Source organism: uncultured Pseudomonas sp., assembly GCF_913774235.1.
GTDB lineage: Bacteria > Pseudomonadota > Gammaproteobacteria > Pseudomonadales > Pseudomonadaceae > Chryseomonas.
Genome location: NZ_CAJYDW010000012.1, coordinates 284,189 through 298,515 on the forward strand (window position 1 = coordinate 284,189; position 14,327 = coordinate 298,515).

Annotated in this window: 12 protein-coding genes; 6 read left to right on the forward strand and 6 right to left on the reverse strand. The window is 66.1% G+C overall.

Annotated features, from left to right (window positions below; all coding sequences use genetic code 11):
- Positions 1-4: 4 nt before the first annotated feature.
- The 4 genes from rng to tldD all read left to right on the forward strand — a co-directional run bounded on the left by rng (position 5) and on the right by tldD (position 7,772).
- On the forward strand, positions 5-1,459 hold the full coding sequence (gene rng / locus QZ471_RS10815; protein ID WP_295463522.1) for a ribonuclease G: 1,455 nt from the start codon (positions 5-7) through the stop codon (positions 1,457-1,459).
- A 12-nt stretch (positions 1,460-1,471) separates the two neighbouring features.
- Entirely contained in the window at positions 1,472-5,305 is a 3,834-nt protein-coding gene (locus QZ471_RS10820) for a YhdP family protein (RefSeq protein WP_295463524.1), read from the forward strand.
- Positions 5,306-5,363: 58 nt separating this feature from the next.
- Positions 5,364-6,200: a carbon-nitrogen hydrolase family protein gene (locus tag QZ471_RS10825; protein ID WP_295463526.1), complete on the forward strand. Its 837-nt coding sequence runs from the start codon at positions 5,364-5,366 to the stop codon at positions 6,198-6,200.
- Between the two features lie 126 nt (positions 6,201-6,326).
- Positions 6,327-7,772 carry a metalloprotease TldD gene (gene tldD, locus QZ471_RS10830; protein ID WP_295463528.1) on the forward strand — a complete coding sequence of 482 codons (1,446 nt, stop codon included), beginning with the start codon at positions 6,327-6,329 and terminating at the stop codon, positions 7,770-7,772.
- A gap of 35 nt (positions 7,773-7,807) precedes the next feature.
- Here tldD and yjgA read toward each other — a convergent pair whose 3' ends face one another.
- Entirely contained in the window at positions 7,808-8,332 is a 525-nt protein-coding gene (yjgA, locus tag QZ471_RS10835; protein WP_295463530.1) for a ribosome biogenesis factor YjgA, read from the reverse strand.
- Positions 8,333-8,424: 92 nt separating this feature from the next.
- On the opposite strand from yjgA, the gene pmbA reads away from it, so the two are divergent.
- Positions 8,425-9,774 carry a metalloprotease PmbA gene (gene pmbA / locus QZ471_RS10840; RefSeq protein ID WP_295463532.1) on the forward strand — a complete coding sequence of 450 codons (1,350 nt, stop codon included), beginning with the start codon at positions 8,425-8,427 and terminating at the stop codon, positions 9,772-9,774.
- A gap of 223 nt (positions 9,775-9,997) precedes the next feature.
- Entirely contained in the window at positions 9,998-10,612 is a 615-nt protein-coding gene (locus QZ471_RS10845) for a superoxide dismutase (protein WP_295463534.1), read from the forward strand.
- Positions 10,613-10,691: 79 nt separating this feature from the next.
- On the opposite strand, the gene QZ471_RS10850 is transcribed toward QZ471_RS10845, so the two are convergent.
- The 5 genes from QZ471_RS10850 to QZ471_RS10870 all read right to left on the reverse strand — a co-directional run bounded on the left by QZ471_RS10850 (position 10,692) and on the right by QZ471_RS10870 (position 14,229).
- A complete protein-coding gene (locus tag QZ471_RS10850; protein WP_295463536.1) occupies positions 10,692-10,964 on the reverse strand; it encodes an HPr family phosphocarrier protein in 273 nt (90 codons plus the stop codon).
- A 33-nt stretch (positions 10,965-10,997) separates the two neighbouring features.
- Positions 10,998-11,852 carry an RNase adapter RapZ gene (gene rapZ / locus QZ471_RS10855; protein ID WP_295463537.1) on the reverse strand — a complete coding sequence of 285 codons (855 nt, stop codon included), beginning with the start codon at positions 11,850-11,852 and terminating at the stop codon, positions 10,998-11,000.
- A gap of 1 nt (position 11,853) precedes the next feature.
- Entirely contained in the window at positions 11,854-12,318 is a 465-nt protein-coding gene (gene ptsN / locus QZ471_RS10860) for a PTS IIA-like nitrogen regulatory protein PtsN (protein ID WP_295463539.1), read from the reverse strand.
- A gap of 17 nt (positions 12,319-12,335) precedes the next feature.
- Entirely contained in the window at positions 12,336-12,644 is a 309-nt protein-coding gene (gene raiA / locus QZ471_RS10865) for a ribosome-associated translation inhibitor RaiA (RefSeq protein WP_295463541.1), read from the reverse strand.
- Between the two features lie 88 nt (positions 12,645-12,732).
- Positions 12,733-14,229, reverse strand: a complete 1,497-nt coding sequence (locus QZ471_RS10870) for an RNA polymerase factor sigma-54 (RefSeq protein WP_295463543.1) — start codon at positions 14,227-14,229, stop codon at positions 12,733-12,735.
- Positions 14,230-14,327 lie beyond the last annotated feature (98 nt).

A 14,327-nucleotide genomic window follows, 5' to 3' on the forward strand; every position in this document is an offset into this window, starting at 1 on the left:
CTCCATGAGCGAAGAGATCCTCATCAACATCACTCCCATGGAGTCCCGTGTCGCGGTCGTGGAAAACGGTGTACTGCAGGAGGTGCACGTCGAGCGCACCCTGAGGCGCGGCATCGTCGGCAACATCTATCGCGGCCGGGTGGTACGGGTACTGCCGGGCATGCAGGCCGCCTTCGTCGACATCGGCCTGGCGCGGGCGGCCTTCATCCATGCCGCGGAGATCTCCCAGCGCGAAGGCGCGGCGGTGGAAAGCATCAATGCGCTGGTGCGTGAGGGGCAGACGCTGGTGGTGCAGGTCACCAAGGACCCCATAGGCACCAAGGGCGCCCGACTCACCACCCATCTGTCGATCCCCTCGCGCTACCTGGTCTACATGCCGCGGACCTCCCATGTCGGGATCTCGCTGAAGATCGAGGACGAGGCCGAGCGCGAGCGGCTCAAGGCGATCATGGCGCGCTGCGTGGAGAGCGAGGGGATCGAGCAGGAAGGCGGCTTCATCCTGCGTACCGCCGCCGAGGCGGCGCGCGAAGAAGACATCCTCGCCGACATTCGCTACCTGCGCCGGCTGTGGCAGCAGATCTCCGGCAACCTCCAGGGGCCGACGCCGGTGCCCATCTACGAGGACCTGACCCTGGCCCTGCGCGCCCTGCGTGACCTGGTGGGGCCGCGGACCGAGAAGATCCGCGTCGACAGCCGGGAGAATTTCCAGCGCATCGGCCAGTTCGTCGAGGAGCTGATGCCGGAGGTGGCCGCGCGCCTGGAGCACTATCCGGGCGAACGGCCGATCTTCGATCTCTACGGGGTGGAAGACGAGATCCAGAAGGCCCTGGAGCGCAAGGTACTGCTCAAGTCCGGCGGCTACCTGGTGATAGATCCTACCGAGGCGATGACCACCATCGACGTCAACACGGGCGCCTTCGTCGGCCATCGCAATCTGGAAGAGACCATCTTCAAGACCAACCTGGAAGCGGCCACCGCCATCGCCCGCCAGCTGAGGCTGCGCAACCTGGGCGGCATCATCATCATCGACTTCATCGACATGGAAGACGAAGAGCACCAGCGCCAGGTGATCCGCACCCTGGAAAAGCAGCTCGAACGCGACCACGCCAAGACCAACATCATCGGCATCACCGAGCTGGGCCTGCTGCAGATGACCCGCAAGCGCACCCGCGAGAGCCTGTCCCAGGTGCTCTGCGAGCCCTGCGCCAACTGCCAGGGGCGCGGCATCCTGCGTACCGCCGAGACCATCTGCTACGAGATCTTCCGCGAGATCCTGCGCGAGGCGCGGGCCTACCAGGCCAATTCCTATCTGGTGCTGGCCAACCAGAAGGTGGTGGATCGGCTGCTGGACGAGGAGTCGGGCAACGTTGCCGATCTCGAGGCCTTCATCGGCCGTACCGTCAAATTCCAGGTGGAGACCATGTACTCCCAGGAGCAGTACGATGTCGTGCTGCTCTAGGGCTGTCCGGTGATGTCCCTGCTCAAGCGCGGCACGCTGATCCTGGCGTTGACGCTGCTCGCCCTGTTGACGCTCTACGTCGGGCTGGGTCGCCTGCTCATGCCCTGGGTCGGCGAGTATCGCAACGAGGTCGAGGCACGGGCCGCGACCGCTCTTGGCGAGCCGGTACGCCTGGGTCGCCTTGAGGGGCGCTGGGCGGTGTGGAACCCGGTGCTGGTGCTGCGCGACCTCACCCTCGGCCGGGGCGACAGCGCCGTGCAGCTCGATCACCTGAAGGTGGTCCCGGATGTCTTCGCCAGCCTCTGGCATCGGCAACTGCGTCTGAAGTCCGTGCAGATCGACGGCGTCCACCTGGTCCTGCAGGAGGATGCCCAGGGCCACTGGCAATTGCGTGGCCTGCCCCCGCGGCAACCGGACGCCAAGCCCTTCGATCCCGCGCCGGTGCTCGACACCCTGGCCCGTCTGGACCATGCCAGTCTGCTGGATAGCCAGCTCAGCCTGATTCCACGGCAGGGATCGCCGGTCACCCTGAGGTATGTCGAGGCCAGTCTGAGTCGGCAACTGAATGGCTCCCTGGCGCTGGTGACGCGCTTCCGACTGCCCGATGGCGGCACCGTGGCCGCCCACCTCGACGCCACGCCACGGCCCCAAGACTGGCGGTCCAGTGCCCTGCAGGGCTATGTCAGCCTGCCGGCCAGCGACTGGTCGCACTGGGTCCCGGCGGAATTGCTGCAGCAGTGGCAGCTCCGCCGGGCGCAGGCGGAAGGCGAACTCTGGTTCGACTGGGCCGAGGGGCGCCTGCAGCGCTCCCGCTTGCAACTGCGCGCTGCCGACTTGGTCCTGGCCTACGCCGAGCGCGCCCCGGTGCGGTTGGAGGGGCTGCAGCTGGACGTGGCCCAGGACGGCACTGCGGCCAATCAACAGGCGGCCCTGGCACTCAAGGCGCGACTCGATGGCCAGCCCCTGGAAGGGCGCTTCGGTCTGGTCTACGACAGCGCCGCCCAGCACCTGCAGGTGCGCGGTGACCAGCTCGATCTCGCCCAGGCCGCGCGCCTGGCCAGGGATCTCGCGCCCTTGCCCGCCCCCGTTGCCCAGGCCGTGCAGGCACTGGCTCCCCATGGCCGGCTGCGCAATCTCAATGCCGATCTCTATCCGCAGAAACCCCTGGCGGAACGTCTTACCTACGCCACCAACGTCGAGCGGCTGGGCTTCGCCGCCTACCGTGGTGCACCCGCCGCGGACAACATCACCGGCAGCCTGAGCGGCAGCCTGGGTGGCGGCGAATTGCGCCTGGATACCTCTGACTTCATGCTGCACCTGGCCGATCTCTTCCCCGAGCCCTGGCGCTACCGCACCGCCAAGGCGCGCCTGACCTGGAGTCTCGACGACCAGCGCTTCACCCTGGGTAGCGCCCTGATGCAGGTCACCGGTCCGGAAGGCACGGCCAGTGGCGACATGCACATCCAGCTCGGCCTGCATCCGGACGTGGACAGCTACATGGATCTGCGCGTCGGTCTCAAGGACGGCGATGCCAGCTACACCCGCAAGTACCTGCCGACCAAGCTGCCGGCGACGGATTTCAGCCCGGAACTCGCCCAGTGGCTGAGCACCGCCATCGTCGGCGGGCGTATCGACGAGGCCATCTACCAGTACCAGGGCTCCCTGCGCCACGGCTCGCCGGCGCACTCGCGCACCATGAGCCTGTTCTTCCGCGTGCACGATGCCCAACTGGCCTACCAACCGGGTTGGCCGGCCCTGCGTCAGGCCCGGGGTGACGTCTTCATCGAAAACGACGGGGTCAAGGTGCAGGTTCCGGAAGGGCGCATCCTCGATACCCGGGTAAGAGATGTCGAGGCACTCATCCCGCTGTTGCATGACGGCAGCGCCCCCCACCTGCGGCTGACCGCACGCCTCGACAGCAGCGTGCGCGATGGCCTGAAGATCCTCCAGGAAGCGCCCCTGCCGACTGCCAAGGTATTCGCCGGCTGGAAGGGGGAGGGGGCGCTCGCCAACAGCGGCCTGAGTCTGGACATTCCCCTGGCCAAGGCCCAGCCGCCGGTGGTGGTGGTCGACCTGAACGCGGACAAGGCGCGCCTGGAACTGGCGGACCCCAAGCTGACCCTCAGCGACATCCGTGGTGCCTTCCGCTACGACACCCGCAGCGGCCTCAGTGCGCCGGACATCCAGGCGCGCGCCTTCGATCAGCCGATCCGCGGGCAGGCCCTGGCCGAGGGCAAGCCCGATGCTCCCCGTACCCGGCTGGTGCTGGACGGTCGGGTCGACGTGGACCAGCTGGCGCGCTGGTTGGGCAGTGGCGGTCGGCCCCTGCCGGCGCGGGGGCTGCTGGGCTATCGCCTGGGGCTGACCCTGGCCGACCACAGCGAGCTGGCCGTCACCTCCGATCTGCGCGGGGTGAGCATCGATCTGCCGGCCCCCTTCGGCAAGGGCGCCGACGAGGCACGCGACGGTTTCTTCAGCCTGGCCCTCAACGACGGCGAGCGCCGGGTCGAGGCGACCTACAAGGGCATCGCCGATGCCGTGCTGATGCTCGATCCCGCTGCCATCGCCAAGGGCCGCGGCGAGATCGTCCTGGGCGGCGGTACCGCCAATCTTCCCAGCAACGCCGGCTACGACCTGCGTGGACGTCTCGCGGAATTCGACCTGAGCGCCTGGCAGGGCCTCTATCAGCGCTATCTCGCGACACCGGCCGGTGACGGCGGTGGCGCCGGGCAGGGCGCTGGCAACCGGCCCGATGTCTCCAGCCTGGGACGCGGCGATCTCACCTTCGACCGCTTCCTCGCCTTCGGCCAGGAGATCGACGACCTGCGCCTCACCTACGAACCCCAGGACAGCGCCTGGCAACTCGGCCTGGCCAGCCAGGCGGTCGCCGGCCAGGTGCGCATCCCGCGACAGACCGGGCAGCCGATCGACGTCAACCTGCAGCAACTGCGCATCCCCCAGACCCCGGCTGATCCCTCCGTGGCCAGCGAGGCGCCCCGGCCCGATCCGCTGGCCGACGTCGATCCGCGCAAGTTGCCGGCCCTGAACCTGACCATTGACCGTTTCGAACTGGGCGGCCGCCCGGTCGGCGCCCAGCGCCTGCAGCTACGCCCCTCGCCCTCGGGCGCCAACTTCAACAACCTGGATCTCGACCTGCGTGGCCTCAAGGTACAGGGCGCCCTGCGCTGGGAGGGCGCACCGGGGGCGACCCACAGCTACTACCAGGGGCGTCTCTCGGGCGGCAACATCGCCGACATCCTGCTGGGCTGGAACTTCGCCTCCAGCGTGACCAGCCGCGATTTCCGCCTGGATGCCCGGGTCGACTGGCCCGGCTCACCGGCCTACGTCGCCCTGGCCCGCCTCAACGGCAGCCTCGACGCTCGCTTCAACAACGGCCAGCTGCAGCAGGTGGAGGGCACCGCCTCGGCGCTGCGCATCTTCGGCCTGCTCAACTTCGAATCCATCCGCCGCCGGCTGCGTCTGGACTTCTCCGATCTCTTCGGCAAGGGGCTGAGCTACGACAGCATCACCGGGGTGCTCGATGCCCAGCAGGGTGCCTTCCGTACCCGCAAGCCCATCACCCTCAGTGGTCCGGGCGCCGAGATGAGCCTGCAGGGCCTGCTCGACATGGCCAGCAATCGCGTCGATGCCAATCTCAAGGTGGGACTGCCGGTGAGCAACTCGCTGCCGCTGGCTGCCCTGATCGCCGGTGCGCCAGCCATCGGTGGGGCCTTGTTCATCGTCGACCGGCTGATCGGTGATCGCATCACCCGCATGGCCAGTATCAACTACCACATCGAGGGACCCTGGCAGAATCCGACCATGACCGCGGGCAAGCGCGATTGAGCATTGCCCTGCCACTGTGTCGCCGCCTAGGATGGACGCTCCTGTCCGGAGAGTGCGCATGTCCATAGCCATCCTGCAGATGGTCAGCGGTCCCGCGGTGGCGGCCAATCTGCGCGCGGCCGAGCGCTTGCTCGAGCGCGCCGCCAACGCCGGTGCCCAACTGGCGGTACTGCCGGAGAACTTCGTTGCCATCGGTCATCCGGCGCCCGCCGATCTGGCCCGGGCGGAGGCCCTTGGCCAGGGCGAGATTCTGCCCTGGCTCGCCCAGCAGGCTCGCGAGCGCGGATTGTGGCTGCTGGCCGGTACCCTGCCGTTGCTGCCCGATGGCGCCACCGAGGGCAAGCCCTGCGCCTGTTCGCTGCTGTATGACGACCAGGGCCGCCGCGTCGCCCGCTACGACAAACTGCATCTGTTCGATGCCGACGTCAGCGACGCCCAGGGCAGCTATCGCGAATCCGATCACTACGCGGCCGGTGAGACCCTCACCGTGGTCGATACCCCGGTCGGCCGGCTGGGCCTGAGCGTCTGCTACGACCTGCGCTTTCCCGAACTCTACGGCGCCCTGCGCGCCGCCGGGGCGGAGCTGATCAGCGCGCCCTCGGCCTTCACCGTGCCCACCGGCCAGGCGCACTGGGAATTGTTATTGCGCGCCCGCGCGGTGGAGACCCAGAGCTACCTGCTGGGCGCGGCCCAGGGCGGCGTCCATGCCAATGGCCGGACCACCTGGGGCCATGCCATGGCGGTGGATCCCTGGGGCGAGGTGCTCGCGGTCCAGGCCAGTGGCGAGGCGGTTCTGCTCATCGAACGCGACGCCGAGCGCCAGGCGGAACTGCGCCAGCGCATGCCGATCACCCAGCACCGCCGCTTCGCGCCCGCGCGCCTGGCCGGCGCCTGAGCGGCCGAACGCCAATGACGGCCATTGGTCATTTGCATCAGAGACCCGGACTCGTCGCGCGTAGGCTAGTAGCCAGGCGCACCCCTTTCATCGTTCCGACGCCTTCTGGCGTCGTCTGGAGTTTCCATGAGTGATTACCTGACGAGCGTCGGCTCGGCCCTGCTGAGCCCCGGCGGCCTGGCCATCGACGATCTGCAACCGGTACTGCAGCGCCTAGCCGGTCCCGGCATCGATGCCGCCGATCTCTACTTCCAGAGCATCGTCTCCGAGTCCTGGCTGCTGGAAGACGGCATCGTCAAGGAAGGTGGCTTCCACCTCGACCAAGGTGTGGGGGTGCGGGCGCTGTCCGGCGAGAAGACCGGCTTCGCCTACAGCAACGCCATCACCGGCGAAGCTCTGGATCTGGCGGCCCAGGCGGCGCGCTCCATCTCTCGCAGTGGCGCCGAAGGGCGCGTCCAGGCGTTCCGTGCCGTGGAGCCGGCGCAGCGTCTCTATGGTCAGGACAACCCGCTCGATGTGCTGGATCGCGCCGCCAAGGTGGCCTTCCTGCAGCAGCTGGACGAAGCTACCCGTGCCCTCGATCCGCGCATCCAGCAGGTCACCATCAGCCTGGCCGGCGTCTGGGAGCGGACCCTGGTGGCCGCCGTCGACGGCACCCTGGCCGCCGACGTGCGCCCCCTTGTACGCCTGGGGGTGAGCGTCATCGTCGAGCAGAACGGCCGCCGCGAGCGCGGCAACAGCGGCGGTGGTGGCCGCAGCGACTACCGCTATTTCCAGGCCGACGACCGCGCCCTCGGCTATGCCCGCGAAGCCGTGCGCCAGGCACTGGTCAATCTGGAAGCCACCGCGGCGCCGGCGGGTACCTTGCCGGTGGTGCTGGGCGCCGGCTGGTCCGGCGTACTGCTGCACGAGGCCGTCGGCCACGGCCTGGAAGGCGACTTCAACCGCAAGGGCAGCTCCAACTACAGCGGCCAGCTCGGGCGCCAGGTGGCCTCGTCGCTGTGCACCATCGTCGACGACGGCACTCTGCCGGATCGCCGAGGTTCGCTGTCCATCGACGACGAGGGCACCCCCAGCGGCTACAACGTGCTGATCGAGAACGGCATCCTCAAGGGTTACATGCAGGACAAGCTAAACGCCCGGCTGATGGGTGTGGCGCCCACCGGCAATGGCCGGCGCGAATCCTACGCCCACCTGCCCATGCCGCGCATGACCAACACCTACATGCTCGCCGGCCAGAGCGATCCGGCCGAGATCATCGCCTCGGTGGAAAAGGGCATCTATTGCGCCAGTCTGGGTGGCGGCCAGGTGGACATCACCAGTGGCAAGTTCGTCTTCACCACCAACGAGGCCTACCTGATCGAGAACGGCAAGCTGGGTCGCCCGGTGAAGGGCGCCACCCTGATCGGCAATGGTCCCGAGGTCATGAACCGGGTATCCATGGTCGGCAACGACCTGGCGTTGGATGCGGGAGTAGGGACCTGCGGCAAGGACGGCCAGTCGTTGCCGGTGGGCGTGGGTCAGCCGACGCTGAAGATCGACGCCATCACCGTGGGCGGCACCGGCGCCTGATGCCGATGCCGGCCGTGGCCAGGGCCAACGAAAACCTAGCGCAGACCGCGCTGGGTTTCGTCGAGGGTGCGGATGTACTTGAAGACCTTGCGTGCCGCCGCGGGCGGCTTGTTGTGCGCGGCCTCGTGCTGGGCATGGCGTACCAGGCCGCGCAGGTGCTGGCGGTCGGTCTCCGGGTACAGCGCCACGAAGGCCTCCAGCGCCGCGTCACCCTCGGCGATCAGCCGGTCGCGCCAGCGTTCCAGGGCGTGGAAACGCTCGTTGTACTGCCGGGTAGAGCTGTCCATCTGGTCGACCAGCACCAGGATGGCTTCCAGGTCCTGGTCGCGCATCAGCTTGCCCAGGTACTGGACATGCCTTTTGCGCGCGATGTGCGTCTTGTGCTTGGGCGCTTCGGCCAGGGCCTTGCGCAGTGGATCGGTCAGCGGCAGGCGGTCCAGCTGCTCGGCCGGCAGGCCGGCCAGGCGTTCGCCGAGGTCCTGCAGCGCATGCAGCTCGCGCTTGACCTGCGTCTTGCTCTTTTCGCCCAGCGGCGCGTCGTCGTCGTAAGAATCAACCATGAACTATGGGGTCCAGCTAAGAATGGGCGCCATCATAACGAGTTGCCGCACGGTTGTCCGGCCTGGCCGGCGCCGTCCGTAAGGAGAACGTCATGAATCGCAACGCTGCCGTGGGTCCCGCCGCGCTTCCCGAATTGCGCGACCAGGTCGAGGCCATCCTCGCCGAAGCCCGCCGCCAGGGCGCCAGCGCCGGCGAAGTGGCCGTCTCGGTCGACCAGGGCCTATCCACTTCCGTACGCAAGGGTGAGGTGGAAACGGTCGAATTCAATCGCGACCAGGGCTTCGGCATCACCCTCTATGTCGGCCAGCGCAAGGGCTCGGCCAGCACCTCCGCCACCGGTCCGGAGGCGATCCGCGAGACGGTGGCGGCAGCCCTGGCCATCGCCAAGCACACCTCCGAGGATCCTTGCGCGGGCCTGGCCGACGCCGAGCTGATGGCGCGCGGCGAACTGCCCGATCTCGACCTCTACCATCCCTGGGACATTACCCCGGAGCAGGCCATCGAACAGGCGCTGGCCTGCGAAGCCGCGGCCTATGCTGCCGACAGCCGCATCGGCAACGCCGACGGCACCACCCTCAACACCCACCAGGGCTGCCGGGTGTACGGCAACAGCCACGGCTTCGTCGGCGGCTATGCCAGCACCCGCCACAGCCTGAGCTGCGTGATGATCGCCGGCAGTGGCGAGGCCATGCAGCGCGACTACTACTATGACGTCAATCGCGTCGGTCGCGAGCTGATGAGTGCGGAAGAGATCGGTCGTCGCGCCGCCGAACGCGCCGTGAGCCGCCTGGGTGCACGGCCGGTGCCCACCGCCAAGGTGCCGGTGCTGTTTTCCCCGGAAATGGCTGCCGGGCTGTTCGGTACCTTCCTTGCCGCCATTTCCGGTGGCAACCTCTATCGCAAGTCGTCCTTCCTCGAAGGCGCCCTGGGGCAACAGCTGTTTCCCGACTGGCTGACTCTGGACGAAAGACCCCACCTGCCGCGTGCCCTGGGCAGTGCCGCCTTCGATGGCGAGGGTCTGGCCACCTATGCCAAGCCTTTCGTCGAGAACGGTCAGCTGGTGTCCTATGTGCTCGGCAGCTATTCGGCGCGCAAGCTGGGCATGCAGAGCACCGCCAACGCTGGCGGTGTGCACAACCTGCATGTCAGCCATGGCGCGGCCGACCAGGCCGAGCTGATCCGCCAGATGGGCACCGGCTTCCTGGTCACGGAAATGATGGGGCAGGGCACCAACCTGGTCACCGGCGATTATTCCCGCGGTGCGGGTGGCTTCTGGATCGAGAACGGCGAGATCCAGTTCCCGGTCCAGGAGGTCACCATCGCCGGCCGGCTCGGGGACATGTTCCGCCAGATCGTTGCCGTTGGCAGCGACGTGGAGCGTCGCGGCAGCCTGCGGACCGGCTCGGTACTGATCGAAGGCATGACCCTGGCCGGGAGCTGAAAACGACATCCGGGGAGTTGCCGCGAGAAAATCCGGTCGAATTCGAGACAGCTCACCCCGTTACTCGTTAGTATCCTAGCAATGCACTAGGACATAGCCCGCGCGGTCGGATCCTTCGACCGAACGGGCCTGCGGTCAGTCGGGGCGCTACTGCGCACCAGCCGTACTTCCCGTCGCCTCGCCGCGGCGGGTCCATACCAAAGCCACCATGGAGACAATCCGTATGTCGCACACTCTGCCTCAGCTGCCCTACGCCTACGACGCGCTGGAACCGCACGTCGATGCCCAGACCATGGAAATCCACCACACCAAGCACCACCAGACCTACATCAACAACCTGAACGCTGCGCTGGAAGGCACCGAGTTCGCCAACCTGCCGGCCGAGGATGTCGTTCGTCAGCTGGACAAGCTGCCCCAGGACAAGCGCGGCGCCGTGCAGAACAACGGTGGCGGCCATGCCAACCACAGCCTGTTCTGGACCGTGATGGCCCCCAACGCCGGTGGCAAGCCCGAGGGCGCCCTGGCCGAGGCCATCGAATCCCAGCTGGGCGGCTTCGACGCCTTCAAGGAAGCCTTCACCAAGGCTGCCCTGACCCGTTTCGGCAGCGGCTGGGCCTGGCTGAGCGTCACCCCCGCCAAGAAGCTGGTGGTGGAAAGCACCGGTAACCAGGACAGCCCGCTGATGACCGGCAACACCCCGATCCTCGGCCTGGACGTTTGGGAGCACGCCTACTACCTGCGCTACCAGAACCGTCGTCCCGAGTACATCGGTGCCTTCTTCAACGTCATCAACTGGCCGGAAGTGTCCCGTCGCTATGAAGCGGCGCTGAACGCCTGAGTCGACGCGCAATAGAAAAAGCCGCCCTAGGGCGGCTTTTTTCATGGAGTGAGCGACAGGACCTGGTTACGGATACCGGTCATTCACCCTCGTCGAAGTAGTTGTTGATCAGCTCGACCAGGGCACGCATGGCTTCGTCGCTCTGCTCGCCCTCCGTTTCCAGCTGCAGCACCGTACCCTTGCCGGCGGCCAGCATCATGACCGCCATGATGCTCTTGCCATCGACCGGCGGCTCGCCGCTGCGGCCTACCCGCACGCTGGCGGGAAAGCGTCCGGCCACGCCGACGAACTTGGCGGCCGCCCGGGCATGGAGGCCCAGTTTGTTGATGATGGTGATCTGTTGGGCAGGCATTGAGTCTGTCCTTGTCGAAGCGAAAAACGGGCGTCAGAGATCGCGGTGACGGATCTGGACGTTCTTGAGCAGGTCTTTGAGTTCGCGACCCAGGCGGTCGGCCAAATAGACCGAGCGGTGATGGCCACCGGTACAGCCAATGGCGACGGTCACATAGGACCTGTTGTTGGCCGCGAAACGCGGCAACCACTTCACCAGATAATCGCGGATGTCATTGTACAAGGTCTCTACCTCGGGCTGTTGCTCGAGATATTCCCGCACCTGGGTGTCCAGGCCGGAAAAGTCGCGCAGTTCCGGTTTCCAGTAGGGATTGGGCAGGAAGCGCACGTCGAACACCATGTCCGCATCCACCGGCAGGCCCCGTTTGAAGCCGAAGGACTCCACCAGGTAGGCGGTGCCGGGCTCCGGCGCATTCAGCAGGCGCAGCTTGAGGATATCGCGCAGCTGATAGAGATTCAGGTGGGTGGTGTCGATCTTCAGGTCGGAGAGGTCGGCGATGGGCGACAACAGCACCTGTTCGTCGTGGATGGCTTCCGCCAGGGATCTTTCCTGGTTGGACAGGGGATGCCGACGGCGCGTCTCGGAGAAGCGCTTGAGCAGCGTCTGGTCATCGGCATCCAGATAGAGGATGTCGCAGCGGATGTTGCGGCTGCGCACCTGTTCGAGCAATTCGGGAAAACGCTGCAGCTGGCTCGGGAGATTGCGGGCATCGATGGACAGGGCGACCTTGGGTTGCGGTCGCTCCATGTCAGTCAGGGCATGCTGGGCGAGATCGGGCAGCAGGCTCGCCGGCAGGTTGTCGATGCAGTAGAAGCCATTGTCCTCAAGCACGTTGAGCGCCGTACTCTTGCCCGATCCGGAACGTCCGCTCACGATGATGAGGTGCATGTCAGTGTCCGCTCTGGGCCTCGACGACGATCTGATAGAGCGCCTGGCTGTCCTTGGCCTTGCGCAGCCGGTCGCGGATATCCGCGCGATCCAGGATGCCGGCGATCTGGCGCAGCAGGGTGAGATGTTGTTCGGTGGCGGCCTCGGGTACCAGCAGGACGAACACCAAGTCCACGGGGGCGCCATCCAGGGAATCGAAATCCACCGGGTGTTGCAGGTGGAACAGCACGCACAGGGGTTGCTGTAGGCCGGCCAGGCGGCAGTGGGGGATGGCAATGCCGTTGCCGAAGCCGGTGGAACCCAGGCGCTCGCGGGCCATCAGGCAATCATAGATGTGCTGGGCGTCGTGGCCGGGCAGTTCCTGCGCGGCCAGTTCGGCGATGCGTTCCAGTACGGCGGCTTTGCTGCCTCCCGGCGCACCCGTCTGGGTGCGGCCGGGGGTCAGGATGTTTTCGAGTCTGATCATAAAGCGGCGGTCGAGCCTCAGCGGATGCCTACACCCTGCTGACGTTCGATCGATTTTTCCTTGTGTTTAATCAGTTGGCGGTCGAGCTTGTCGGCCAGGAGATCGATGGCGGCATACATGTCGTCGTGCTCGGCATTGGCGACCACCGCGGCGCCGGCGACGTGGAGAGTGGCTTCGGCTTTGTGTTTGAGCTTGTCCACTTCGAGAATGACCTGAACGTTGGTGATCCGGTCGAAGTGTCTTTCGAGGCGGGCGAGTTTCTCGCCGATGTAGTCACGCAGGGCGTCGGTCACTTCAAGCTGATGGCCACTGATGTTGACTTGCATACCGCTTCTCCTTATTGCCGGGCTGTGTCGGCGAAGCTGCTCGCCGACAGGACAAGGGGCGCTCGGCTACGGTCGCGACCAGGAGACGTCAGATCAGACGCTTGCGTTCGCTGGAGGGAGCGATACCCAAGGATTCCCGGTACTTAGCCACCGTGCGACGAGCGACTTGGATACCTTGCGATTCCAGTAAACCAGCGATCTTGCTGTCACTCAACGGCTTTTTCGCGTTTTCCGCCGCCACCAGTTTCTTGATGATCGCGCGGATAGCGGTGGAGGAGCATTCGCCCCCCTCGGCGGTGCTGACGTGGCTGGAGAAGAAGTACTTGAGTTCGTAGATGCCACGCGGGGTGTGCATGAATTTCTGGGTGGTGACCCGCGAAATGGTCGACTCGTGCATTCCCACCGCTTCGGCGATGTCGTGCAGGACGAGCGGCTTCATGGCCTCTTCGCCGTATTCGAGGAAACCGCGCTGGTGCTCGACGATCTGGGTCGCCACCTTCATCAGCGTCTCGTTGCGACTCTGCAGACTCTTGATGAACCAACGGGCTTCCTGCAGCTGGTTGCGCATATAGGTGTTGTCGGCGCTGCTGTCGGCGCGCTTGACGAAGCCGGCGTACTGGGGATTCACCCGAAGACGCGGTACCGCTTCCTGGTTGAGTTCCACCAGCCAGCGCTCGTTGTGCTTGCGGACGATGACGTCTGGTACCACGTATTCGGCCTCGCCGGACTCGATCTGCGAGCCCGGTCGCGGATGCAGAGTCTGGATCAGCTCGATGACCGGCTTGAGTTCCTCTTCCTTGATCTTCATGCGGCGCATCAGCTGCGCGTAGTCACGGCTGCCGAGCAGATCCAGGTAATCGCCGACCAGGCGCTTGGCCTCGCCCAGCAGGGGCAGGGTGGCCGGCAGTTGGGCCAGCTGGATCAGCAGGCATTCGCGCAGGTTGCGCGCGGCAACCCCGGCAGGCTCGAATTGCTGGACGCGGCGCAGGACCACCTCGACCTCGTCGAGGTCGACCTCCAATTCCGGGTCGAGGGAGGCGTGGATGTCTTCCAGGCTTTCCTGCAGATAGCCGTCGGTGTCGATGCCATCGATGATGGCGAGGGCGATCAGGCGATCCAGGTCGGACATGGGCGCCAGGTTGAGCTGCCACAGCAGATGCGTCTGCAGACTCTCGCCGGCCGAGGTGCGGGTGGTGAAGTCCCACTCGTCGTCGTCGTTGCTGGGCAGGCTGCTGGCGCTGGTCTGGTAGATGTCTTCCCAGGCCGTATCGACCGGCAACTCGCTGGGAATGCGCTCGCTCCAGTCGGAAGGGTCGTCGGCCATCTCGTTGGTGGCGACCGACGTCTCCTTGAAGTTGATCTCGGCGCTGCCGGGGTTGGCCAGCTCATCGCTTTCGCTCAGGGGTTCGCTCTGGTCGAAGTCTTCACCTTCCTCCTGGCGCTCGAGCATAGGATTGGATTCCAGGGCTTCCTGGATTTCCTGCTGCAGATCGAGCGTGGAGAGCTGGAGCAAACGTATGGCTTGTTGCAGCTGCGGCGTCATCGTCAGCTGCTGGCCCATCTTGAGGACTAGCGATGGTTTCATGGCTGCGGAATTACACCTTGTCTACCGACGCGAACAGCGCCACCGAACCTCGCGAAACCTGCGAGCGTTAGCAAATTATATGCCTTGTTTTGCCGTCT

Excerpts from the sequence above, each read along its gene's own strand:
- rng (WP_295463522.1), top strand. The coding sequence starts at position 5 with ATGAGCGAAGAGATCCTCATCAACATCACTCCCATGGAGTCCCGTGTC.
- QZ471_RS10820 (WP_295463524.1), top strand. The coding sequence starts at position 1,472 with ATGTCCCTGCTCAAGCGCGGCACGCTGATCCTGGCGTTGACGCTGCTC.
- QZ471_RS10825 (WP_295463526.1), top strand. The coding sequence starts at position 5,364 with ATGTCCATAGCCATCCTGCAGATGGTCAGCGGTCCCGCGGTGGCGGCC.
- tldD (WP_295463528.1), top strand. The coding sequence starts at position 6,327 with ATGAGTGATTACCTGACGAGCGTCGGCTCGGCCCTGCTGAGCCCCGGC.
- yjgA (WP_295463530.1), bottom strand. The coding sequence starts at position 8,332 with ATGGTTGATTCTTACGACGACGACGCGCCGCTGGGCGAAAAGAGCAAG.
- pmbA (WP_295463532.1), top strand. The coding sequence starts at position 8,425 with ATGAATCGCAACGCTGCCGTGGGTCCCGCCGCGCTTCCCGAATTGCGC.
- QZ471_RS10845 (WP_295463534.1), top strand. The coding sequence starts at position 9,998 with ATGTCGCACACTCTGCCTCAGCTGCCCTACGCCTACGACGCGCTGGAA.
- QZ471_RS10850 (WP_295463536.1), bottom strand. The coding sequence starts at position 10,964 with ATGCCTGCCCAACAGATCACCATCATCAACAAACTGGGCCTCCATGCC.
- rapZ (WP_295463537.1), bottom strand. The coding sequence starts at position 11,852 with ATGCACCTCATCATCGTGAGCGGACGTTCCGGATCGGGCAAGAGTACG.
- ptsN (WP_295463539.1), bottom strand. The coding sequence starts at position 12,318 with ATGATCAGACTCGAAAACATCCTGACCCCCGGCCGCACCCAGACGGGT.
- raiA (WP_295463541.1), bottom strand. The coding sequence starts at position 12,644 with ATGCAAGTCAACATCAGTGGCCATCAGCTTGAAGTGACCGACGCCCTG.
- QZ471_RS10870 (WP_295463543.1), bottom strand. The coding sequence starts at position 14,229 with ATGAAACCATCGCTAGTCCTCAAGATGGGCCAGCAGCTGACGATGACG.